The 21,029-nt window shown below is 69.5% G+C and carries 20 protein-coding genes and 1 pseudogene; 12 read left to right on the top strand and 9 right to left on the bottom strand.

Annotated elements, in window-relative coordinates; all coding sequences use genetic code 11:
- Positions 1 to 63 precede the first annotated feature (63 nt).
- Positions 64 to 273, bottom strand: a complete 210-nt coding sequence (locus JAO81_RS14655; RefSeq protein ID WP_199548280.1) for a DUF6243 family protein — start codon at positions 271 to 273, stop codon at positions 64 to 66.
- A gap of 262 nt (positions 274 to 535) precedes the next feature.
- On the opposite strand from JAO81_RS14655, the gene JAO81_RS14650 reads away from it, so the two are divergent.
- The 3 genes and pseudogenes from JAO81_RS14650 to JAO81_RS42445 form a co-directional block, all read left to right on the top strand.
- Positions 536 to 1,540 carry an aldo/keto reductase gene (locus JAO81_RS14650; RefSeq protein WP_199548279.1) on the top strand — a complete coding sequence of 335 codons (1,005 nt, stop codon included), beginning with the start codon at positions 536 to 538 and terminating at the stop codon, positions 1,538 to 1,540.
- Positions 1,541 to 1,566: 26 nt separating this feature from the next.
- Entirely contained in the window at positions 1,567 to 2,163 is a 597-nt protein-coding gene (locus JAO81_RS14645) for a TetR family transcriptional regulator (RefSeq protein WP_199548278.1), read from the top strand.
- A 74-nt stretch (positions 2,164 to 2,237) separates the two neighbouring features.
- Positions 2,238 to 2,453, top strand: a pseudogene (locus JAO81_RS42445) (glycoside hydrolase family 3 N-terminal domain-containing protein); the annotation flags it as partial.
- A gap of 185 nt (positions 2,454 to 2,638) precedes the next feature.
- Here the strand turns inward: JAO81_RS42445 and JAO81_RS14635 are convergent.
- The 3 genes from JAO81_RS14635 to JAO81_RS14625 form a co-directional block, all read right to left on the bottom strand.
- Positions 2,639 to 2,845, bottom strand: a complete 207-nt coding sequence (locus JAO81_RS14635) for a hypothetical protein (RefSeq protein WP_199548276.1) — start codon at positions 2,843 to 2,845, stop codon at positions 2,639 to 2,641.
- A 104-nt stretch (positions 2,846 to 2,949) separates the two neighbouring features.
- Entirely contained in the window at positions 2,950 to 3,849 is a 900-nt protein-coding gene (locus JAO81_RS14630) for a DUF4394 domain-containing protein (protein WP_199548275.1), read from the bottom strand.
- A gap of 170 nt (positions 3,850 to 4,019) precedes the next feature.
- A complete protein-coding gene (locus JAO81_RS14625) occupies positions 4,020 to 5,402 on the bottom strand; it encodes a glycine--tRNA ligase (RefSeq protein WP_199548274.1) in 1,383 nt (460 codons plus the stop codon).
- A 167-nt stretch (positions 5,403 to 5,569) separates the two neighbouring features.
- Here JAO81_RS14625 and JAO81_RS14620 point away from each other — a divergent pair, with 167 nt between their 5' ends.
- From JAO81_RS14620 to JAO81_RS14605, 4 genes are all read left to right on the top strand, one after another.
- Positions 5,570 to 6,601 (top strand): metal ABC transporter substrate-binding protein, encoded by a 1,032-nt coding sequence (locus JAO81_RS14620; protein ID WP_199548273.1) that lies wholly within the window; start codon positions 5,570 to 5,572, stop codon positions 6,599 to 6,601.
- 54 nt (positions 6,602 to 6,655) lie between these two features.
- On the top strand, positions 6,656 to 7,414 hold the full coding sequence (locus JAO81_RS14615; protein ID WP_199548272.1) for a metal ABC transporter ATP-binding protein: 759 nt from the start codon (positions 6,656 to 6,658) through the stop codon (positions 7,412 to 7,414).
- A gap of 2 nt (positions 7,415 to 7,416) precedes the next feature.
- A complete protein-coding gene (locus JAO81_RS14610; RefSeq protein WP_199548318.1) occupies positions 7,417 to 8,316 on the top strand; it encodes a metal ABC transporter permease in 900 nt (299 codons plus the stop codon).
- A gap of 93 nt (positions 8,317 to 8,409) precedes the next feature.
- Complete coding sequence (locus tag JAO81_RS14605) at positions 8,410 to 8,820, top strand: Fur family transcriptional regulator (RefSeq protein ID WP_199548271.1); 411 nt, start codon at positions 8,410 to 8,412, stop codon at positions 8,818 to 8,820.
- A gap of 29 nt (positions 8,821 to 8,849) precedes the next feature.
- On the opposite strand, the gene JAO81_RS14600 is transcribed toward JAO81_RS14605, so the two are convergent.
- The 5 genes from JAO81_RS14600 to JAO81_RS14580 form a co-directional block, all read right to left on the bottom strand.
- Positions 8,850 to 9,380 carry a hypothetical protein gene (locus JAO81_RS14600; protein WP_199548270.1) on the bottom strand — a complete coding sequence of 177 codons (531 nt, stop codon included), beginning with the start codon at positions 9,378 to 9,380 and terminating at the stop codon, positions 8,850 to 8,852.
- 71 nt (positions 9,381 to 9,451) lie between these two features.
- A complete protein-coding gene (locus JAO81_RS14595; RefSeq protein WP_199548269.1) occupies positions 9,452 to 10,279 on the bottom strand; it encodes an isoprenyl transferase in 828 nt (275 codons plus the stop codon).
- Between the two features lie 15 nt (positions 10,280 to 10,294).
- Positions 10,295 to 11,044, bottom strand: a complete 750-nt coding sequence (gene recO, locus JAO81_RS14590) for a DNA repair protein RecO (RefSeq protein WP_199548268.1) — start codon at positions 11,042 to 11,044, stop codon at positions 10,295 to 10,297.
- Positions 11,045 to 11,089: 45 nt separating this feature from the next.
- Positions 11,090 to 13,045, bottom strand: coding sequence for a beta-galactosidase (locus JAO81_RS14585; RefSeq protein ID WP_374194292.1), 1,956 nt, complete (start codon positions 13,043 to 13,045; stop codon positions 11,090 to 11,092).
- Positions 13,046 to 13,073: 28 nt separating this feature from the next.
- The gene (locus tag JAO81_RS14580; protein WP_199548267.1) at positions 13,074 to 13,793 is read right to left on the bottom strand and encodes a FadR/GntR family transcriptional regulator; all 720 of its coding nucleotides are present in this window, start codon (positions 13,791 to 13,793) and stop codon (positions 13,074 to 13,076) included.
- 286 nt (positions 13,794 to 14,079) lie between these two features.
- Here JAO81_RS14580 and JAO81_RS14575 point away from each other — a divergent pair, with 286 nt between their 5' ends.
- The 5 genes from JAO81_RS14575 to JAO81_RS14555 are packed head-to-tail and all read left to right on the top strand — an operon-like array spanning position 14,080 to position 20,834.
- A complete protein-coding gene (locus JAO81_RS14575; RefSeq protein ID WP_199548266.1) occupies positions 14,080 to 15,717 on the top strand; it encodes an ABC transporter substrate-binding protein in 1,638 nt (545 codons plus the stop codon).
- Positions 15,718 to 15,764: 47 nt separating this feature from the next.
- Positions 15,765 to 16,724 carry an ABC transporter permease gene (locus JAO81_RS14570; protein ID WP_199548265.1) on the top strand — a complete coding sequence of 320 codons (960 nt, stop codon included), beginning with the start codon at positions 15,765 to 15,767 and terminating at the stop codon, positions 16,722 to 16,724.
- Positions 16,724 to 18,826: a dipeptide/oligopeptide/nickel ABC transporter permease/ATP-binding protein gene (locus JAO81_RS14565; protein WP_199548264.1), complete on the top strand. Its 2,103-nt coding sequence runs from the start codon at positions 16,724 to 16,726 to the stop codon at positions 18,824 to 18,826. The genes JAO81_RS14570 and JAO81_RS14565 overlap by 1 nt, the downstream gene beginning before the upstream one ends.
- The gene (locus JAO81_RS14560; protein ID WP_307813367.1) at positions 18,823 to 19,911 is read left to right on the top strand and encodes an ABC transporter ATP-binding protein; all 1,089 of its coding nucleotides are present in this window, start codon (positions 18,823 to 18,825) and stop codon (positions 19,909 to 19,911) included. Before JAO81_RS14565 ends, JAO81_RS14560 begins: the two co-directional genes overlap by 4 nt.
- Positions 19,908 to 20,834: a dihydrodipicolinate synthase family protein gene (locus JAO81_RS14555; protein ID WP_199548263.1), complete on the top strand. Its 927-nt coding sequence runs from the start codon at positions 19,908 to 19,910 to the stop codon at positions 20,832 to 20,834. The genes JAO81_RS14560 and JAO81_RS14555 overlap by 4 nt, the downstream gene beginning before the upstream one ends.
- Positions 20,835 to 21,029: the final 195 nt, after the last annotated feature.

The raw sequence follows: 21,029 nt of genomic DNA, 5'->3' as shown, positions 1-21,029 counted from the left end.
GGGGCGGGCCCAGCCGCCGCCCCCCCGGCGGGGGGGGGGCGCCCGCCGCTCGGCTTGTCCGGGTCAGCTGTTCTCGGTGCCCTCCTGCGACGCGTCGTCGGTCTTCGACTCGCCCTGCGCACGCTCCTGCATCTTGCGTACGAGGTCCTGCTTGAGCTCCTCGGCCGTCTTGCGGTCGTTCGCGCGCGAGGTCGCGGATCCGGCGTCGTTCCTACGGGACAGCTTCTTGCGCTGCCCGCCCACGCCGAGCAGGTTGTTCCGGCTCTTGGCCACGGGTGATTCCCATCAGGTGAGAGAGATGAAGGTTTTCGGGGGACGGGCTCGTGCCCGCCTGATCTCACTCGTAGATCGGGAGGTGAAAGTACATGGGGGCGACGGTACCGGAGGGCGAGTGGCGGTTGCACCGGAATTGCCGGGTGACTGACAGATGACAGCTGACAGATGTTGAAATCTGTCAGCCGGTGGGTCATGCTGGTCACAGCACCGCCCGAGGCGTCCGGCGCCCGCGGCGCACGACATCCGAAGGAGCCCCCTCATGCGCACCACCACTCTCGGCACCACCGGTCCCCGGACCTCCGCCCTCGGCCTCGGCTGCATGGGAATGTCCGCCCTGTACGGGGACGCCGACCGCGCCGAGTCCCTGGCCACGATCCACGCCGCGCTCGAAGCGGGCGTCACGCTGCTCGACACCGGCGACTTCTACGGCATGGGCCACAACGAACTGCTGATCGACGAGGCACTGCGCACCGCACCCGCCGCCCACCGCGAACAGGCGCTCACCAGCGTCAAGTTCGGTGCCCTGCGTACCGTCGAGGGCGGTTTCACCGGATACGACGGCCGTCCGAACGCGGTCAAGAACTTCGCCGCGTACTCGCTCCAGCGCCTGGGCACCGACCACATCGACATCTACCGGATCGCCCGCGTCGACCCCGACGTGCCGATCGAGGAGACGGTCGGCGCGATCGCCGAGCTGGTCGAGGCCGGGCACGTACGGCATATCGGCCTCTCCGAGGTCGGCGCCGAGACCCTGCGCCGGGCGGCGGCCGTCGCGCCGATCTCCGACCTGCAGATCGAGTACTCCCTCATCTCCCGCGGCATCGAGGCGGACATCCTGCCGACGGCCCGCGAGCTGGGCATCGGCATCACCGCGTACGGAGTCCTGTCCCGCGGTCTGATCTCCGGCCACTTCACGCGCGACCGCACACTCGCCGCGAACGACTTCCGCGGGATGAGCCCCCGTTTCCAGGGCGAGAACCTGGACCGCAACCTCGATCTGGTCGACGCCCTGCGCAAGATCGCCGAACAGAAGGGCGTCACGGTCGCGCAGACCGCGATCGCCTGGGTCTCGGCCCAGGGCGAGGACATCGTCCCGCTCGTCGGCGCCCGCACCCGCGCCCGTCTCCAGGAGTCCCTCGGCTCGCTCGGCATCACCCTGGACGCCGCCGATCTCGCGGCGATCGAGCAGGCCGTCCCGGCCGACGCGGCCGCGGGCGAGCGCTACCCGGCCAACCAGATGGCACACCTCGACAGCGAGCGCTGACGGATCCCCGGGTACGGTTTGCGACCATGGCCACCGAAGCACTGACCGCCGAGCGCATCCTCGCCGCGACCGAGGACGTGCTGCGCCTGTACGGACCCGCCAAGGCGACCGTGGTCGACGTGGCCCGCGCGCTCGGCGTCAGCCACGGCAGCGTGTACCGCCATTTCCGTACGAAGGCGGCGCTGCGCGAGGCGGTGACGAAGCGGTGGCTCGACCGGACCACACAGGAGCTGAGCCGGATCGTCGCCGACAGCTCGCGCGGCGCCGAGGACCGGCTGGCGTTGTGGAACGTGGCGCTGTTCACCGCCAAGCGGAAGAAGGCGGGGGCCGACCCGCAGCTGTTCGCCACGTACGAGGTGCTGCTGCGCGAGAACAGCGGGGTGGTGGACGAGCACATCACCGAACTGGTCGGCCAGTTGGTGCAGATCGTCCAGGACGGCGTGGCCGCGGGCGAGTTCACGGCGGTCGAGGAGAACGTCGAGGCCACGGCCCGCGCGGTGTTCGACGCGACGATCCGCTTCCACGACCCCGTATACGCGGATGAGTGGTCGAAGCCCGGGATCGAGGCCGAGATGGATGCCGTCCTGGACCTCCTTGCGAACGGCCTCAAGCGCCGCCCATAGGCGGACCCGCGCACCTCGACGGGCGGTACGCGACGGTGCCGTGGACCGCTCCCGCACCGGCCGGACTCCAAGAGGGGACCGACGCCGTGCACGGCCACGGCAACGTGCAGGGCGCCGCGGTCTTCCCGCACAACGTCGGCCTGGGCGCCACCCGCGACCCGCGCCTGGTGGAGCGGGTCAACCGCGCGACCGCCGAGGAGGTACGGGCCACCGGCATCCCTTGGAACTTCGCCCCGTGCCTGTGCGTCTCGCGCGACGCGCGCTGGGGCCGCGCTTACGAGAGCTGCGGAGCTCATCGCCGGCGCCGAGCAGGCCCGTCTCGCCGGCGACGCGTCAAAGGCGCGGAACCTGCTCGCGAAGGTCGCGCGCTGACGTTCCGGTCCGTATGCGGGTGTGCAACGCGCTGACGTTCCGGTCCGTACGGGTGCGGGCGGGGCGGTCAAGCCTGGCCGCCCCGCCCGTAAAGCCGCGGACCTCAGCTGTCCGAGGGGCCCACCGTCGCCTGATGCTCCTCGGCCAGGTGCTCCTCGGCCTTGAGCCAGGGCAGGAACTGGGCGCTGCGACGCCAGCCGCAGGTGCCGCACACGAGGACGCGCTGCACCCCCGACTTGCTGACCTGGACGGTGTGTTCACGGCCGTGCTGGTCCCAGCGGCTGACCTTGCTGGTGGTCATGGACGGCATCCGTGCCTCCTGGCACATCCGGCACTGAGGGCATGAGCGCGCCCAGTGTGCAGCATCCACAACATCAACAGGGCCTGCCGCGAGGGATGTTCACCAGTCGTTGCCTACCGGCCCAGCGGGAGTGCCAGGTCGACGACCTGCCGGGAGCCCGGCAGACTTCCCAGTGAACTCGCCTGTCCCGTCAGCAGGTTGACGCGGAACACCTGGTTCCGGGTGACGGCGTACCCGGCGTTGGGTCCCGAGCCCCGCGAGCCGAGGATGTCGAAGCCCGAGACCGCGGCCGCGTCCGTGCCGAGCTTGCCGGTCGGCGCCAGGCTGCCGTTGTTGGCCGGGGACTGGATCGCGATCTGGTCGGCGGTGGTGTCCAGACCGAAGAGGGTCGTCCCGGTCGCCGCGTCCAGGTCGTTGTTGGTGTACGCCGCCGCGGTCACCCCAAGTGCCGTGCCACCGGGCGGAGTCGGGTTGGTGAGCGTCCCGTCGACGGCGGTGGTCCCGGCGGCGGGCGCGCCGGCCGGGTCGTCGAGGTTGTGCCGCAGGTTCTGGCCGGTGTCGCTGATGACCCGGAGCCGGTTGGCGGCCGGGTTGAAGTCGACGCCGAAGTTCTCACCTTGCAGCGCGACGGTGAGCCGGGAGACCTTCTGGGCCTTCGCGCCGATCTCGCGCAGGGTGTAGATCCCGCCGCGGTCACCGACGCCGTAGAGCTTCTTGTCCTGGACGCGGTAGTCGATGCCGATCAGGGCCGTGTCGCCCTCGAGCCCGTCGAGCTTCCCGAGCGGGACGGCCTTGCCGGGCCGGTCCGTACGGAAGGTGACCAGGCGCTGGTCGGCGGTGAGCCCGACGGCCCGCGGGCCCGCGGAGCCGAAGGCCTGGACGGCGCTCTGCTTGCCGACGGCCGCACCGTCCGACGAGGACGGTGAGCCTCCGACCGCGCCCGCCCCGACCGCTCCGACGGTTCCGAGCGCGAGCCCGATGGTCATGATCCCGATGATGGTCCGCTTGCGCATGTACGCCCCCGTGGTCGAAGTACCCGATGCCACGGACCGCGCCCTGCGGTCCGCATACGGGTGCTTCGGAGCCGTACTCCCAAGGGATTGGCGTCAGTTGGGCCCGGAGACACGGATACCCCCGGCCTCCTCGAAAGGGCGCCGGGGGTATCCGTATACGAGCGAAAGGGTCAGCAGCCGACCAGACGCTGGGCCAGGTAGCCCTCGATCTGGTCGAGCGAGACGCGCTCCTGCTTCATCGAGTCGCGCTCGCGCACGGTGACCGCGTTGTCGTCGAGGGTGTCGAAGTCGACGGTGACGCAGTACGGCGTGCCGATCTCGTCCTGACGGCGGTAGCGGCGGCCGATGGCGCCGGCGTCGTCGAAGTCGATGTTCCAGTTGGCGCGCAGCGCCTGGGCCAGGCCCTTGGCCTTGGGCGAGAGCTCCGGGTTGCGGGACAGCGGGAGCACCGCGACCTTCACCGGGGCGAGGCGGTGGTCGAAGCGCATGACCGTGCGCTTCTCCATCTTGCCCTTGGCGTTGGGCGCCTCGTCCTCGAAGTACGAGTCGAGCATGAAGGCGAGCATGGTGCGGCCGACACCGGCCGCGGGCTCGATGACGTACGGGGTGTACTTCTCGCCGGCCTCCTGGTCGAAGTAGACCAGGTCCTGGCCGGAGGCCTTGGAGTGCGCCGAGAGGTCGAAGTCGGTGCGGTTGGCGACACCCTCGAGCTCGCCCCACTCGGAGCCGCCGAACTGGAAGCGGTACTCGATGTCAGCGGTGCGCTTGGAGTAGTGGGAGAGCTTCTCCTGCGGGTGCTCGTACCACCGCATGTTCTCCTCGCGCAGGCCGAGACCGGTGTACCAGTTCCAGCGCTGCTCCATCCAGTACTCCTGCCACTTCTCGTCCTCGCCCGGCTTGACGAAGAACTCCATCTCCATCTGCTCGAACTCGCGGGTGCGGAAGATGAAGTTGCCGGGCGTGATCTCGTTGCGGAAGGACTTGCCCTGCTGCGCGATACCGAACGGCGGCTTCTTGCGCGCGGTCGTCTGCACCTGGGCGAAGTTGGTGAAGATGCCCTGGGCGGTCTCGGGACGCAGGTACGCGATGGAGCCGCTGTCCTGGGTCGGGCCGAGGTGCGTGGAGAGCAGACCCGAGAACTGCTTGGGCTCGGTGAACTGGCCCTTGGTGCCGCAGTTGGGGCAGTTGATGTCCGCGAGACCGTTCTCGGGCGCGCGGCCCTTCTTCTCCTCGTACGCCTCTTCGAGGTGGTCCGCGCGGTAGCGCTTGTGGCAGGAGGTGCATTCGGTGAGCGGGTCGGAGAAGGTGGCGACGTGACCGGAGGCCTCCCAGACCTCGCTCGCCAGGATCACCGAGGAGTCGATACCGACCACGTCCTCGCGGGAGGTGACCATGTAGCGCCACCACTGGCGCTTGATGTTCTCCTTGAGCTCGACGCCCAGGTGCCCGTAGTCCCAGGCGGCCCGCTGACCGCCGTAGATCTCACTGCAGGGGAAAACGAAGCCACGGCGCTTGCTCAGGCTGACGATGGTGTCGATCTTGTCGGCGGCCACGGTGCTCTCTTCAGTACGACGGCGAAGAGCGCGCTGGATACGCGCTCCGGGAGCGAATGCCTCAGGTTACCGGCGGCGCCCACCCCCGGATCAAATCGGTTCGGGGGGGCATTTCCGCACGCAAGGGACCTTCGGCTTGTTGACAATCGTTTCCAATTTTGTTGAAAATGAGTGTCATGAACGTACGACGCCCCCGTAGCCGCAACCGCCGTCTGATATCCACCGCCGTGATCGCCGGTGCCACCAGCGCCGCTCTGCTCGCGCTCTCCGCGTGCGGCAGCTCGAACGCGGCCGACGGCAAGAGCGACGGAAAGCTCGACGTGGTGGCGTCGTTCTACCCGATGCAGTACCTCGCCGAGCAGATCGGCGGCGAGCACGTGAACGTGGACACCCTGACCAAGCCGGGCGTCGAGCCGCACGACCTCGAGCTCAGCCCGAAGCAGACCGTCGAGCTCGGCAACGCCGACATGATCCTCTACCTGAAGGATCTGCAGCCCGCCGTCGACAAGGCCATCGGCCAGTCCGGCGTGAAGACGGTCGTCGACGCCGCCACCCTCACCAAGCTGGAGAAGCACGGCTCCTCCGAGGACCACGAGGGCCACGACCACGGCAGCGAAGAGGGCCACGAGGGCGAGGAAGCCCACGCGGAAGAGGGCCACTCGCACGAGACCGAGGCCGGCAAGGACCCGCACATCTGGCTCGACCCGGTGAAGTACGCCGAGGTCGCCGACGGCGTCGGCGACGCGCTCGCGAAGGCCGACCCGGACCACGCGGCCGACTACAAGAAGAACACCGAAGAGCTGGTCGGCAAGCTCGAAGCCCTGAACAAGGACTTCGCGGACGGTCTGCGGAACACCGGGACCAAGACCTTCATCACCACACACGCCGCCTTCGGCTACCTCGCCGAGCGCTACGGCCTGGACCAGGAGGCCATCTCCGGTCTGAGCCCCGAGGCCGAGCCCAGCCCGGCGCGGATCAAGGAGCTGCAGGAGACCGCCGAGCACGACAAGGTGTCGACGATCTTCTTCGAGACGCTCGCCAGCGACAAGACGGCGAAGACCCTCGCGAAGGACACCGGTCTGAAGACCGACGTCCTCGACCCGCTCGAGGGAATTACCGACAAGTCCAAGGGCGCTGACTACCTCGAGGTCATGCAGTCCAACCTCGCCGCGCTGAAGAAGGCGCTCGGCGCCAAGTAGGCCGGAGAACCAGTGACCACCCGCAGTACCGCAGCATCGGAGGCGCGAGCAGCCATGGATCCCGTCATATCCCTGCGCGAGGCCCGGGCCACGCTCGGCTCGCGCCCCGTGCTGCGCGGGATCGACCTCACCGTGCACCGCGGTGAGGTCGTCGCGCTGCTCGGTGCCAACGGTTCGGGCAAGTCCACGGCCGTACGCTCCGTCATCGGCCAGGTGCCGTTGACGGGCGGCTCGGTCGAACTGTTCGGCAAACCGCTCAAGCGCTTCAAGGACTGGGGCCGGGTCGGCTACGTGCCGCAGCGCACCACCGCCTCTTCGGGCGTGCCGGCCACGGTGCGCGAGGTCGTGGCGTCGGGCCGTCTCTCCCGTACGAAGTTCCGGCCGGCCTCGAAGGCGGACCGGGCCGCGGTCGACGGGGCCATCGAGCTCGTCGGGCTCGCCGACCGCGCCAGGGACTCGGTGAACGCGCTCTCCGGCGGCCAGCACCAGCGCGTCCTGATCGCCCGGGCGCTCGCCGCCGACCCCGAGCTGCTGATCATGGACGAGCCGATGGCCGGGGTGGACATCGCCAGCCAGGAGATCCTCGCGACGACCCTGCGCGCGCAGGTCGAGCGCGGTGCGACCGTACTGCTCGTCCTGCATGAACTCGGCCCCCTGGAGCCGCTGATCGACCGCGCGGTGGTGCTGCGCGACGGCTGCTGCGTCCACGACGGGCCGCCCCCGAAGGCCGTCGGCCAGCATGCGCTGCCCGGCCATGACCACGTACATCCGCACTCGGCGAACGAGCCGATCCGCACGGGACTGCTGACCTGATGATGGAACTCCTCCAGAACCCCTTCATGCAGCGCGCGCTGATCGCCGCGGTGCTCGTCGGCATCACCGCGCCCGCGATCGGCATCTACCTGGTGCAGCGCCGTCAGGCCCTGATGGGCGACGGCATCGGCCATGTCGCGATGACCGGCGTCGGTCTCGGCTTCCTGCTCTCCACCAACCCGATCTGGATGGCGACGCTGGTCTCCATCGTCGGCGCCGTCGTCATGGAGCTCATCCGCTGGTACGGCAAGACGCGCGGCGACATCGCCCTGGCCATGCTGTTCTACGGCGGTATGGCGGGCGGTGTGATGCTGATCAACCTGTCCGACGCGGGCTCCAACGCGAACCTCACGTCATTCCTCTTCGGCTCGCTCTCCTCCGTGTCGGACGCGGATGTGACAGCGATCGTGCTGCTCGCCGCGTTCGTCGTCCTGGTGACGGTCGGTCTGCGGCGGCAGCTGTTCGCGATCAGCCAGGACGAGGAGTTCGCCCGGGTCACGGGTCTTCCCGTACGCGTCCTGAACCTGCTGATCGCGGTGACCGCGGCGGTGACCGTGACGGTCGCGATGCGCGTCGTCGGGCTGCTCCTGGTGAGCGCCCTGATGGTGGTGCCGGTCGCGGCGGCGCAGCAGATCACCCGCTCGTTCAAGGTGACCTTCGTGCTTGCGGTGGCCATCGGTACGGCCGTGACGCTCTCCGGCACCGTCACGTCCTACTACCAGGACGTACCGCCGGGCGCGACGATCGTTCTGATGGCGATCGGTGTCTTCGTCGTCCTGACGGCGCTCGCGACACCGCTCGCGCGGCGCCGGGCCCGTGCGCTGCAGGCCGCGGAGGAGGCGGAGGCCGCGTGCACGCTGCGGGTGCCCGAGGCCCGTGCGGGCGCCGAGGTGAAGGTCTGAAACGGGCCGTGCGCCGCCCCCCGCCCCCTAAGGCTTGCCTTAGGTGACGGCACAACCTGGCACAATGGCCCGGAGCATTCTGAGGAGGCCTCTGTGACAGCGCCCGTACGCGGCCGGTCGACCCGGCAGCGCGCCGCCGTGGCGGCGGCTCTCGACGAGGTGGACGAGTTCCGCAGCGCGCAGGACCCCCACGACATGCTGAAGCATCGTGGTGAGCCCGGGGGCCTGACCACGGCCTATCGCCCGCTGCAGTCCCCCGCCGACGCCGGCGAGGTGGACGTCCTGCGCACCGGCGACGGCGAGTCCGTCTACCGCCGCTGCTCGACCGGCGACCACCACCACCACTTGGTCTGCCGCGTCTGCGGCAAGGCGGTCGAGGTCGAGGGCCCCGCGGTCGAGAAGTGGGCCGAGGCGATCGCCTCGGAGCACGGCTTCGTGAACGTGGCCCACACGGTGGAGATCTTCGGCACATGCGCGGAGTGCGCGGCGTCGGCCAAGGGCTGACGCCCGGCGCCGGTTCGGGTGGGCTCCGGTTACACGCGGGTGCTGTGCCGGTCGAGCAGCGCGCGCAGGGTGTCCGTATCGCCGGGTGCTTGGACGGCACGCTTGGGCAGCACAACCAAGCACGTCGCGTTCAGGTCGCCGCTGAGCAGGACGAACACATCGCGGCTCTCGGCGAAACGCGGGGTGGCTCGCCAAGTGGTGTGGCCGGAGGCGACGTCGTGGGTGATGGTGCAGCCGGTGGCGTCGACCGCCACGCGGTACTCGCCGTGCTGAGCGGCCAGTTTGTGGGACTGCCGACCCAGCACCACCGGGAAGCCGTACGCCATGAAGCCCAGGACGCAGGCGATGCCCAGCATGCCGAGGTCGAGCCCTTCGCCTCGGACCAGGTCCGCCACGAAAACGACGGCGGCCAGCGCCAAGAACGCCGGCGCCAACTTGCGCAACCAGCGCTCCACGGACACCTTCGCGCGTTCCTTGAACGCCTGCGTCAGGTCGTCACGCGTCGGCGTATACACCAGCTCTACGCGCTCCCCCACCGGCGTCTCCACCTGCTCTTCCATGGATCCCTCCCCAGGACCTCGGCCATGATCGAGGAGAGGGTATCCGAGCGCGGAAGCTCAGGTCGGCGCGGCTAGTTACCCTCCAGCGACAGCAGGACCTCGTTGGGGGTCGCGCCGCCGAAGCGGCGGTCGCGGGAGGCGTATTCGACGCAGGCGCGCCACAGGTCGCGGCGGTCGAAGTCGGGCCACAGGACGTCCTGGAAGACCATCTCCGCGTACGCGGACTGCCAGAGCAGGTAGTTGGACGTGCGCTGCTCGCCGCTCGGGCGCAGGAAGAGGTCCACGTCCGGCATGTCCGGGTAGTAGAGGTACTTCGCGAAGGTCTTCTCGTTGACCTTCGACGGGTCGAGGCGGCCCGAGCGGATGTCCTCGGCCAGCGCCTGCGCCGCGTCCGCGATCTCCGCGCGGCCGCCGTAGTTCATGCAGAAGTAGAGCGTCAGCTTGTCGTTGTCGACCGTCTGCTCCTGGGAGATCTCCAGCTCCCTGGCGACCGACTTCCACAGCTTGGGCATCCGGCCGACCCACCGCACCCGTACGCCCAACTCGTCGAGCTGGTCGCGGGTCTTGCGGATGAAGTCGCGGTTGAAGTTCATCAGGAAGCGGACCTCGTCGGGCGAGCGCTTCCAGTTCTCGGTCGAGAAGGCGTACAGGGAGATGCTGCCGACACCCACTTCGATCGCGCCCTGGAGCACGTCCAGCACACGCTCCGCACCGACCTTGTGGCCCTCGGTGCGCGGCAGCCCGCGCTCCTTGGCCCAGCGGCCGTTGCCGTCCATGACGATCGCCACATGGTTCGGGACCAGCTCACCGGGGAGCTTCGGCGGCCGCGCGCCCGACGGGTGCGGCTCGGGCTTGACGTACTCGCGGCGGTTACGGCCCAGGATCCCGCGTCGTGCCATGTGCTTCTCGCTCCCCTAGCTCTTCTCTACGTAACGCAGCGAGCGCAGCCCGCGCTCCATGTGCCAGTGCAGATAGGCCGACACCAGGCCGCTGCCCTCCCTGACATGCCTCGCCTCGCTGGCCTCCGCTGCCTCCCAGTCTGCGGTGAGCAGCGCGCCGAGCAGGGCGTTGCCCTCCGCAGACGGTACGACCCTTCCCGGTACGCGGCACTCCGCGCAGACGACTCCGCCGGCGCCGACGGAGAAGAAGCGGTTGGGTCCCGGCATGCCGCACTTCGCGCAGCTGTCGAAGCTCGGCGCATAGCCGTTGACGGCGAGGGAGCGGAGCAGGAACGCGTCGAGGATCAGGTTCGGCGCGTGCTCGCCCGCCGCGAGCGTGCGCAGCCCGCCGACCAGGAGCAGATACTGCTGGACGGCCGGTTCGCCCTCGTGGTCCGTGAACCGTTCCGCCGTCTCCAGCATCGCGGTGCCCGCGGTGTAGCGGGCGTAGTCGGTGACGATTCCGCCACCGTACGGAGCGATGGTCTCACTCTGTGTGCACAACGGCAGTCCGCGGCCGATGAGTTCGCTGCCGCGCGCGAAGAACTGCACGTCGACATGCGAGAACGGTTCGAGCCGGGCGCCGAACTTGGACTTGGTGCGGCGGACTCCGCGGGCCACGGCCCGTACGCGTCCGTGCCCGCGGGTGAGCAGCGTGATGATGCGGTCGGCCTCACCCAGCTTCTGGGTGCGCAGCACGACGCCGTCATCACGGAACAGACTCATGGGTCCATTGTCGCCTACGAGCCCGGCGCTCAGGGTGCCACCTGGTCAGATGGAGCGCTCCACGTGTACGGAACCCGCCTCGTGGTCGAGTACGACGTGCAGCCGCGTCCCGTCCGCCGCGATCCGGGTGCGGGCCTGCACCCCCGGAGCCAGGCCGGGCAGCACCGGCTCCACACCCGCCTCCGTACGGATGCGGTCGAGGAGCGAGCCCAGTGTCGCCGCGTCCGGGGTCGTCGCCAGGTACCACGCCGCGCCCGAGCCGTACGCGTGGCGGGTCACGGCGGGCCGGCCGTCCGTGAAGGTCTCGACGGCCTGGGCTCCTTCCAGGATCACGTCCTCCGACCACAACTCGCCGGTGCCCGTGGACAGTTCGGCCCGCTCGCCCTCCGCGAGCGGGTCGAACTCGTCCACGCGCAGGCCGAGGACCTCCCGCAACGGGGCCGGGTAGCCGCCGAGATACACGCGGTCGTGCTCGTCGGTGATGCCCGAGAAGTACGTGACGACGGCCGTGCCTCCGCCCCGTACGAAGGAGGTGATCCGGTCGGCGGTCTCGGCCGACAGGGAGTACAGGTGCGGGACGAGCAGCAGCTTGTACGGGGAGAAGTCGCCGTCCGCCGGGACCACGTCGCAGGCCACCGAGGCGTCGTAGAGGGGTTTGTGCAGGGCTCGGGCGCCCTCCAGGAGGCGGACGTCCGCGCTCGGGTGCGCCTCCTGTTCCAGGGCCCACCAGTTCGGCCAGTCGAAGAGGAGGGCGGCATGGGCGCGTTCCGGTCGGGAGCCCAACAGGGAAGGGTGCTCGGCCAGTTCGGCGCCCAGCGCGCCGACCTCGCGGAAGATCCGGGTGTCGCGCCCGCCGTGCGGCACCATCGCCGAGTGGAACTTCTCGGCGCCGCCGCGCGAGGCGCGCCACTGGAAGAAGAGGACGGAATCCGCGCCGTGCGCGACCGCCTGCCAGGAGTCCAGGCGCATCCGGCCGGCCTGCTTGCGGCCGTTGCGGCGGCGCCAGTTGACCGCCGAGGGGGCCTGCTCCATGAGCAGCCAGGGGTCGCCGTTCTTCAGGCCGCGCATCACGTCGTAGTTGAAGGCCGTCTCGTGGGCGGCGTCCGCCTCGTGCGGGTCCGGATACGAGTCGTACGAGACCACGTCCATCTCGCGGGCCCAGCGGAAGAGGTCGAGGGCGGGCGCGAGGGGGACGAAGTTGGTGGTGACGGGGACGTCCGGGGTGAGGCGGTCGAGGACGCCCTTCTCGGCGAGGTAGCAGGCGAGCAGCTCGTCACTGGAGAAGCGGCGGTAGTCGAGCTGCTGTGCCGGGTTGCGGAAGGAAGGGGCGGTGCGCGGGGTGTGGATCTCGTCGAAGGATGAGTAGCGCTGGGACCAGAAGGTCGTGGACCAGGCCTCGTTGAGCGCGTCCACGGTCCGGTAGCGCTCGCGCAGCCACGTACGGAAGGCGGCCGTGGAGACCTCGCAGTGGCAGTGGCGGGAGATGTGGCAGCCGTATTCGTTGCCGATGTGCCACAGGGCGAGGGCCGGGTGGTGCGCGTACCGCTTGGCGAGCTGTTCGACCAGGCGGACCGCGTACGTGCGGAAGACCGGGCTCGACGGGCACCAGTGCTGGCGGGAGCCGGGGTACAGACGCGTGCCGTCCTCGATGACGGGGAGGGTCTCCGGGTGCAGGCGGGCAAGCCAGGGCGGCGGGGACGCGGTCATCGTGGCGAGGCAGACGGCGACGCCGTCCTCGGCCAGCCGGTCGAGATGGCCGTCGAGCCAGTCGAAGTCGTAGTGGCCTGGCTCGGGTTCGACCCGGGCCCAGGAGAAGATCCCGACGGTCGCGAGGTTCACCCCGGCCTCGCGCATCAACTCGCTGTCCTCGGCGTGCACTTCGGGGCCCCACTGCTCGGGGTTGTAGTCGCCTCCGTACGCGAGCGAGCCGAGCTTGCCGTGGAAGTGGGATATGCGGTCCGCGCCGGTTGCGCGGTCCATGTCGGCCATGCGGTCCGTCACCAGGACTCCAAGTCTTCGATGTGCGGCATTACTTGACCCCGAGCGTCCCCTGCCACGCCCGCGCCTCGATCCCGCGGAAGTGGTCCGCCATTGCGCGCTGGGCGTGGGTCACGTCCCGTGCCCGCAGCGCCGTGAGGATCTCGCGGTGGCGGCGGGCCGTGACGGCGGGTGCGGGGTCGCGGGCCCAGCCGCGCACGCGTGCGACGCGGTGGAAGACGTTCCAGAAGGCGGCGAGCAGCTGGGGCACCAGCTCGTTGCCGAGGGAGATGTAGAGCGCTTCGTGGAACTCGCGGTCGATCTCGGGAAAGGCCTCGCCCGCACGGCCCTTCTCCTCCATCCGCACGATGATCGCTTCGAGGCTGTCGAGTTCGGCGTCGCTGAGGGTCTCCGCGACACGGCGGATGAGGCCCTCCTCGAGCACCTCCCTGACCTGGAGGATCTCCCCCAGCGCATGGGTGTCGTCATCGATCTGCGCGAGCGTGCGGAAGGTGAGGCCGTCGACGAGCGGGGTCAGCGAGGCCTGGCCGACATAGGTGCCGTAGCCGTGCCTGATCTCCACGATGTCCAGGGCCTGCAGCGCCTTGAGCGCCTCGCGTACGGAGTTGCGGCTCACGCCGAGCGAATCCATCAGCTCGGACTCGGTCGGCAGCGGCGACCCCGGGCGCAGCCGGCGGTCGAGTATCAACTGCATGATCTCGCGCCGGATCTGGCCCCCGACATGGCGGCGGCCCACAAGGTCCTCGGACATGGCGGACAGGTTAGACCCGTAAGACATCCCACGTCCCACCTCAAGCGCGAACTTTCTTGAGAATCAATGAAATTGCAGGTCAGAGGCCATGCACCCCCCATCGGTACATGTCTAGACCTCTGAACAATGCCGGAATCATCCCGGCGATCCGGCCGATCTGTGCGCGAGCACTTGACCGCCCCGTACGGCGCTCCTATGGTCACGCCAGTCCGATGACGTAGGACGTCCGATCTCCCCTCTCCTTCCATCGAGTTCGACTCGATCTCCCGACCCCGCCGGAGGAACCGTGAGCGACGTGACCCAGGGATCGGCCTTGCAGCGCCGCTCCTTCCTGAAGTACACCGGCGCCCTTGGCCTGGCCGCCACCATCACCACGACCCTCTCCGCCTGCTCCGGCGGCCCGAAGTCCACCAACGAGACGGGCGGCGGCGGCAAGGGCGGCGACACCACGCTCACCGCGGTCATCGGCTACGGCAACGACGGCAGTTGGGACCCGACGCAGACCGCGTCCGCGTTCGCGATGGCGGGCAACCACCACGTGTACGAGGGTCTGCTCGACACCGACCCGATCACCCGCGAGCCGTACGCGGCGCTCGCCACCGAGGTGCCGGCCGATCTGAACGCCACCACCTGGAAGTTCACGCTGCGCGAGGGCGCCAAGTGGCATGACGGCAAACCCGTCACCGCCGACGACGTGGTCTTCGTCTTCGACCGCATCCTCGACCCGGACACCGCGACGCTGGCCAAGGGCTTCTTCGCGAGCTGGCTGAAGGAGGTCAGGAAGGTCGACGAGAAGAGCGTCGAACTGCACCTCAAGTTCCCCTTCCCGGACGGCGCCGCGCGGCTCACGCTCGCGAAGATCATGCCGAAGCACGTGTTCGGCGAGGCGGGCGCCTGGGACGAGGCGATGAAGGGCACGAAGGTCGTCGGCTCGGGTCCGTACAGGATGACCTCGCACCAGCCGAAGACGAACACCACCTTCGAGGCGTTCGCCGACTACAACGGTCCGCGCAAGGCCGCCTTCAAGAAGATGAACTGGCTGACCATCGTGGACGCCGCCGCCCGCGTCGCCAAGATCTCGGGTGCGAGCGCCGGAGCGCAGATCGCCGACAACATCCCGTACGCCAACATCGACCAGCTCGGCAAGGGCGGGCTCACCGTCGAGGGCGGGGCGGGGATGAACAACCTGTTCCTGATGTTCAACACCAAGCACAAGCCCTTCGACGACGTACGGGTGCGCCAGGCGCTGCACTACGCGATCGACAAGGAGAAGATGGTCGAGGTCGCGCTGCGCGGACACGGCAAGCCGGCCACGTCCTTCCTCAACGAGGACAACCCCTCGCACCGCCCGGCCAAGACGGTCTACGCGTACGACCCGGAGAAGGCCAAGAAGCTCCTGAAGGACGCGGGCGTCTCGGGTCTCAAGATCGACCTGATGGCGGTCAACGTCAGCTGGCTCGTGGACTGTCTGCCCACCATCAAGGAGGGCTGGGACGCGATCGGTGTCGAGACCACACTCGAACCGCAGGAGACCACCGCGGTCTTCACCAAGCTGGACCAGAAGCGGGACTTCCAGGTGGTCGCTGCCGCGTCCAACCCCAACCAGTTCGGGCTCGACGCCGACCTGATCATGCATTACAACTACGGGCCGCAGAACCTGTGGTCCACCACGTACTCGAAGTGGGCGTCCAGCTCCGAGGCCAAGAACCTCTTCAAGCTGATGGACCGGGCCACCGAGGAAGCGGATCCCGCGAAGAAGAAGCAGATGACGCAGGACTACATCGACATCGTGGCCGAGAACGCGGTCCTGTACCCGGTCGTGCACACCGAGCTGATGACGGCCTGGGATCCGAAGAAGCTGACGGGCGTCGTCGCGCAGCCGTATCCGGGGATCAATCTGCTCAAGGCCAAGTGGGCCAGCTGACCGGCCGGTGAAAGCAACTCTTCGGAAAGCAACTTGAGGAGCAATACGTGGCCGCGATCGCCAGGGTTCTGGCCCGCCGCATCACCCTGCTCGTGCCCCTGCTGCTCGGCGTGATCCTGTTCGTCTTCCTGGTCATGCAGTTCTCGGACGCCGATCCGGCCTCCGCGTTCTTCCAGGGCGCGAACCCCACGCAGGAGCAACTGGCGCAGTTCCGCGAGGAGAACGGGCTGCTCGATCCGCTCCCGGTGCGCTACATGGCGTTCGTCGGGGATCTGCTGCAGGGCGACATGGGCACCAGCGCCCTGCGGCAGACCCCGGTGCTCGACGAGATCGGCACCGCGCTGCCGCTGACCCTGCAGCTGACCTTCATGGGTCTGGCGATCGCGATCGTCGTGGGCCTGGTCCTCGGCGTCACCGCCGCGATCTACCGCGACCGCATGCCCGACCAGGCGATCCGCGTGATCTCCCTGGTCGGGGTCGCGGCTCCCGGGTTCTGGCTGGCGCTCTTGATGATCCAGTACCTGGCCAACGGGTTCGGCTGGTTCCCGTCCGGCGGCTATGTGAATCCGGCGGACTCCTTCAGCGGCTGGCTCAAGACCATGGTCCTGCCCGCCTTCTCCCTCTCCCTGCCGATCGCCGCGCAGCTCACCCGTATCGTCCGTACGGCCGTGGTCGAGGAACTCGACAAGGACTACGTCCGTACGGCGATCGGCAGCGGACTGCCCCCGGTCGTCGTGGTCGGGCGCAACGTGCTGCGCAACGCGCTGATCAATCCGCTGACCGTGCTCGGTCTGCGCGTCGGGTATCTGCTCGGCGGCGCGGTGGTCACCGAGCAGATCTTCCAGCTGCCCGGCATGGGCACCTTGATGATCGACGCGGTCAAGAACGGTGATCCGGCCGTCGTGCAGGGAGCCGTCCTCACCGCCGCGATCGGATTCCTGGTGATCAACCTCGTGATCGACATCCTCTATCTCCTGGTGAACCCCCGCCTGAGGAGCGCCGCCTGATGCCGACCACTCAGCAAGCCCCGCACGGCGACGCCCCGCACGGGGAGAAGAGCCCGCTCGGTCCGACCCGGCGCAAGAGCCTGGCAACTGCCCTGTCGCGGCCGGGAATCCGGCTGCGCGGCTTCCGGCGGATGCCGCTCAGGTCACGGATCGCGATCGGCATCCTGGCCGCGGTCGTCCTGATGGCGGTGTTCGCGCCGCTGCTCGCCCCGCACGACCCGCTCGACCAGGCACCACGGGTCGGCGGTGACGGCGCACCGTCCGGTGAGCACTGGCTCGGCCAGGACCATCTCGGCCGCGACATCCTCAGCCGGCTGATGTACGGCGCGCGGATGTCGCTGCTGATCGGGCTCGGGGCCACCTTGCTCGGCCTGATCGCGGGCGCCGTGATCGGGGCCATCGCGGCGACCTCCCGCAAGGCGGTCGACGAGTTCCTGATGCGCTGCCTCGACGTGGTGATGGCCTTCCCCGGCATCGCGCTCGCGGCCGTGCTCATCGCGGTCTTCGAGGGCGGTGTGCCGGTCCTCATCTGCACGATCGCGTTCCTCTACACCCCGCCGATCGCCCGGGTCGTGCGCGCCAATGTGATGGACCAGTACGGCGAGGACTACGTCACCGCCGAACGCGTCATCGGCGCCCGCACCTGGCATATCGTCGCCAAGCACGTGGCCGTCAACTGTGCCGCACCGGTCCTGGTGTTCTGCACGGTGCAGGTCGCGGACGCGATGGTCTTCGAGGCGTCCCTGTCCTTCATCGGGGCGGGCGTCCGGCCCCCGGACCCCTCGTGGGGCAACGTCATCGCGGACGGCAAGGCCCTGGTCCTGATCGACGGCTGGTGGGCGACCTGGTTCCCCGGCCTCCTGATGGTGATCACCGTCCTGGCCCTGAACATCCTGTCCGAGGGCGTCTCCGACGCCTGGGCGGCTCCGGTGGCCCGTGACGTATCGGCCAAGAAGGCGCTGGCAGAGGACAAGCTGGAGGCTCCTGAGCCCGGCACCGGCGAGGTGCTCGAACTCCCCGGTCTGGCGGAGGCCGCGGCGCGGCTCCGCGAACGCGCCCGGCCGCTGCCGGCCGGCGAACCCGTCCTGTCCGTAAGGGACTTGGCGATCGGCTTCGAGCAGCGGCACAGCGGCATCGACATCGTCGACGGGATCAGCTTCGAGGTGCGCCCCGGTGAAGTCCTAGGGCTCGTCGGCGAGTCGGGCTGCGGCAAGTCCCTGACCGCGCTGACCGTGATGGGTCTCGAGCCCAAGGGCGCGCGGATCCGCGGCTCGGTGAGCTTCGACGGGCAGGAGCTGATCGGGCTCCCGATGCGGTCGCGCCGGCGGCTGCTCGGGCACGACATGGCGATGATCTACCAGGACGCGCTGTCCTCCCTGAATCCGGCCATGACGATCCGCGCCCAGCTCAAGCAGGTCGTACGGCGAGGAGGAGCCCGTACGTCGGAGGAACTCCTCGAGCTGGCGGGCCTCGACCCGGAGCGCACCCTGCGCAGTTACCCGCACGAGCTCTCCGGCGGTCAGCGCCAGCGCGTCCTGATCGCGATGGCCCTGTCCCGCAACCCGAAGCTGATCGTCGCCGACGAGCCGACCACCGCGCTCGACGTCACCGTGCAGGCGCAGGTCATCCAGCTCCTCCTGCGGCTGCGCGAGGAGCTGGGCTTCGCCCTCATCCTCGTCTCGCACGACCTGGCGCTCGTCGCCGATGTCACGGACCGGGTGGTGGTGATGTACGGCGGGCAGATCGTGGAGTCCGGAATCACCGCCGATCTCGTCGAGCAGCCCTCGCACCATTACACGCGCGGACTGCTCGGGTCGGTGCTCTCGCTCGAAGCCTCGGCCATCGGGGTCTCTCCTGGTGGAGCGGAGTCGGGAGCTCGGGGAAGGCTCACCCAGATCAAGGGCGTGGTGCCCTCACCCGCCGACTTCCCGGCCGGCTGCCGCTTCGCGGACCGCTGCCCGCTCGCGAGCGAGATCTGCCGTACGACCGCGCCCGCGCTCACCGGTGCGAGCCGGGCGCACGAAGCCGCCTGCCACCATCCGGCGGTGCCGCTCACCGTGCCGGTCCCCCGCAGCAGCGAAGAGAGCGAGGCCGTCAAGTGACCGGCTCCACCGACCAGTTGAGCCAGACGGCGACATCGCTGATCTCGCTGACCGACGCCCACGTCGTCCACAAGGCACGCTCCGGCGGTCTCTTCTCGCGCGATCGCGTGTACGCCCTGACCGGCGCCGACCTCGCCATCGCACCCGGCGAGACGGTGGGCGTCGTGGGCGAGTCGGGCTGCGGCAAGTCCACCCTGGCGAAGGTGCTCGTCGGCGTGCAGCAGCCGACCTCGGGCACGGTCGCCTTCCGGGACAAGGACCTGTGGACGATGAAGCCGGCCGAGCGCAGAGCCGCGATCGGTACGCATACGGGGATGATCTTCCAGGATCCGTCCACGGCCCTGAACCGCCGCCTCACCATCCGCCAGATCCTGCGCGACCCGCTGGACGTCCACCGCCGCGGCACACCGGCCCAACGCGAGGAGCGCGTACGGGAGTTGATGGCCCTGGTCGGCCTGCCCAAGATCCTCGCGGACGGGCTGCCCGGACAGCTCTCCGGCGGCCAGCGCCAGCGCGTGGCCATCGCCCGCGCCCTGGCGCTCGAGCCGGACCTGGTGGTCGCGGACGAACCGACCAGCGCGCTCGACGTCTCGGTCCGCGCCCAGATCCTCAACCTGCTCCTCGATCTGAAGGAACGCCTGGGCCTGGCCCTGGTGTTCGTCTCGCACGACATCCAGACCGTGCGCAGGATGAGCGACCGCGTGATCACCATGTATCTCGGCCGGATCGTGGAGGAGTCCCCGGCCGACGAGGTGCTCGACGCCGCCCGCCATCCGTACACCCGGGCCCTGTTCTCGGCCACGCCCGGCCTGCTCGCGCCGATCGACCCGATCCCGCTGGTGGGCCCGGTGCCCTCGGCCACCCGTCCGCCGTCCGGCTGCCCGTTCCGTACGCGCTGCTGGAAGGCCGACGACCGGTGCGCCGAGACCATGCCGGAGGTCACCGAGTCCACGGCCACCGGGCATCGCTTCCGCTGCCACCACCCCGTGGACGGCTCCCAGTCGACCCACGACCTCGTACACCAGGCCGCCGCCACGGCCGCACTCGACCCGGCCGCCGCCACGGCCGTGAAGGAGACCCGATGACGCTCCCCGCCCCGCTGACCGGTGTCGTACCGCCCGTCTGCACTCCCCTGACACCGGACAACGAGGTGGACACGGCCTCGCTCACCCGTCTCGTGGACCATCTGGTGTCGGCCGGCGTCGACGCCCTGTTCGTGCTCGGCTCGTCCTCCGAAGCCGCGTATCTCCCCGACCGCCACCGCCGTCTCGTCGTCGACACGGTCGTCCGCCATGTCGCGGGCCAACTGCCGGTCCTCGCGGGCGCGATCGACATGACGACCCTGCGCGTCCACGACCATGTGGACGCGGTCACGGCGGCGGGCGCGGACGCGGTCGTGGTGACGGCGCCGTTCTACACCCGTACGCATCCGGTCGAGATCTCCCGCCACTTCCGCGCGGTCGCGGCCCACTCCCCCGTGCCGGTCTTCGCCTACGACCAGCCCGTCTCCGTGCCGTTGAAGCTCGGCACCGACCTGGTGGCCGAGCTGGCGTCGGACGGGGTGATCGCGGGCCTCAAGGATTCCAGCGGCGACGAGGGCGCGTTCCGCGCCTCCCTGATCGCCACGCGGGGGATCCCCGGCTTCAGCGTCCTGACCGGCTCGGAGCTGACCGTCGACTCCGCCCTCGCGATGGGCGCGCACGGCGTGGTCCCTGGCCTGGGCAATGTGGATCCCGAGGGCTACGTCCGCCTGTACCGGTACGCGAAGGAGGGCGACTGGGACCGCGCCCGCACCGAACAGGAGCGCCTGTGCGCCCTGTTCGGCATGGTCGGCGTCGGTGACGCCGCCCGGATGGGCGGCTCCTCCTCGGCGCTCGGCGCCTTCAAGGCGGCGCTCCACCTGCGCGGGGTCATCGACTGCGCGGCGACAGCGGTCCCGCAGGTACCGCTGTCGCCTTCGGAGGTGGAGCGGGTGGGCAAGTACCTGGCGACGGCCGGTCTGCTCTGAATCTCGCGTCGGGACAGGGGACTTGAACGCCGGATGATCCCTCGGGGGCACGTGCCCTGTCCGCACGATCATCCTGGGGGCTCACGGAAGCGGAGACGCTCTCGCCCACCGTGCTGATCCGGGTTCAGTCCGGTGGGCGACATCCCGGGCGTGGACGGCTGTGACAGTTGATACCGCTCAAGCAAGCGACAGCTG

Origin of the sequence: Streptomyces sp. N35 (genome assembly GCF_016464295.1) — a bacterium.
In the GTDB taxonomy this organism is placed as follows: Bacteria; Actinomycetota; Actinomycetes; order Streptomycetales; family Streptomycetaceae; genus Streptomyces.
The sequence above is the reverse complement of the archived record's forward strand: the minus strand, read 5'-3'. Positions and strand labels throughout refer to the sequence as shown.

Bases quoted from the DNA above. Each gene is read 5' to 3' on its own strand.
- JAO81_RS14595 (WP_199548269.1), bottom strand. From the start codon at position 10,279: ATGGCACGACGCGGGATCCTGGGCCGTAACCGCCGCGAGTACGTCAAG.
- JAO81_RS14580 (WP_199548267.1), bottom strand. From the start codon at position 13,793: ATGTCCGAGGACCTTGTGGGCCGCCGCCATGTCGGGGGCCAGATCCGG.
- JAO81_RS14650 (WP_199548279.1), top strand. From the start codon at position 536: ATGCGCACCACCACTCTCGGCACCACCGGTCCCCGGACCTCCGCCCTC.
- JAO81_RS14600 (WP_199548270.1), bottom strand. From the start codon at position 9,380: ATGGAAGAGCAGGTGGAGACGCCGGTGGGGGAGCGCGTAGAGCTGGTG.
- JAO81_RS14555 (WP_199548263.1), top strand. From the start codon at position 19,908: ATGACGCTCCCCGCCCCGCTGACCGGTGTCGTACCGCCCGTCTGCACT.
- JAO81_RS14635 (WP_199548276.1), bottom strand. From the start codon at position 2,845: ATGCCGTCCATGACCACCAGCAAGGTCAGCCGCTGGGACCAGCACGGC.
- JAO81_RS14620 (WP_199548273.1), top strand. From the start codon at position 5,570: ATGAGTGTCATGAACGTACGACGCCCCCGTAGCCGCAACCGCCGTCTG.
- JAO81_RS14610 (WP_199548318.1), top strand. From the start codon at position 7,417: ATGGAACTCCTCCAGAACCCCTTCATGCAGCGCGCGCTGATCGCCGCG.
- JAO81_RS14615 (WP_199548272.1), top strand. From the start codon at position 6,656: ATGGATCCCGTCATATCCCTGCGCGAGGCCCGGGCCACGCTCGGCTCG.
- JAO81_RS14565 (WP_199548264.1), top strand. From the start codon at position 16,724: ATGCCGACCACTCAGCAAGCCCCGCACGGCGACGCCCCGCACGGGGAG.
- JAO81_RS14630 (WP_199548275.1), bottom strand. From the start codon at position 3,849: ATGCGCAAGCGGACCATCATCGGGATCATGACCATCGGGCTCGCGCTC.
- recO (WP_199548268.1), bottom strand. From the start codon at position 11,044: ATGAGTCTGTTCCGTGATGACGGCGTCGTGCTGCGCACCCAGAAGCTG.
- JAO81_RS14645 (WP_199548278.1), top strand. From the start codon at position 1,567: ATGGCCACCGAAGCACTGACCGCCGAGCGCATCCTCGCCGCGACCGAG.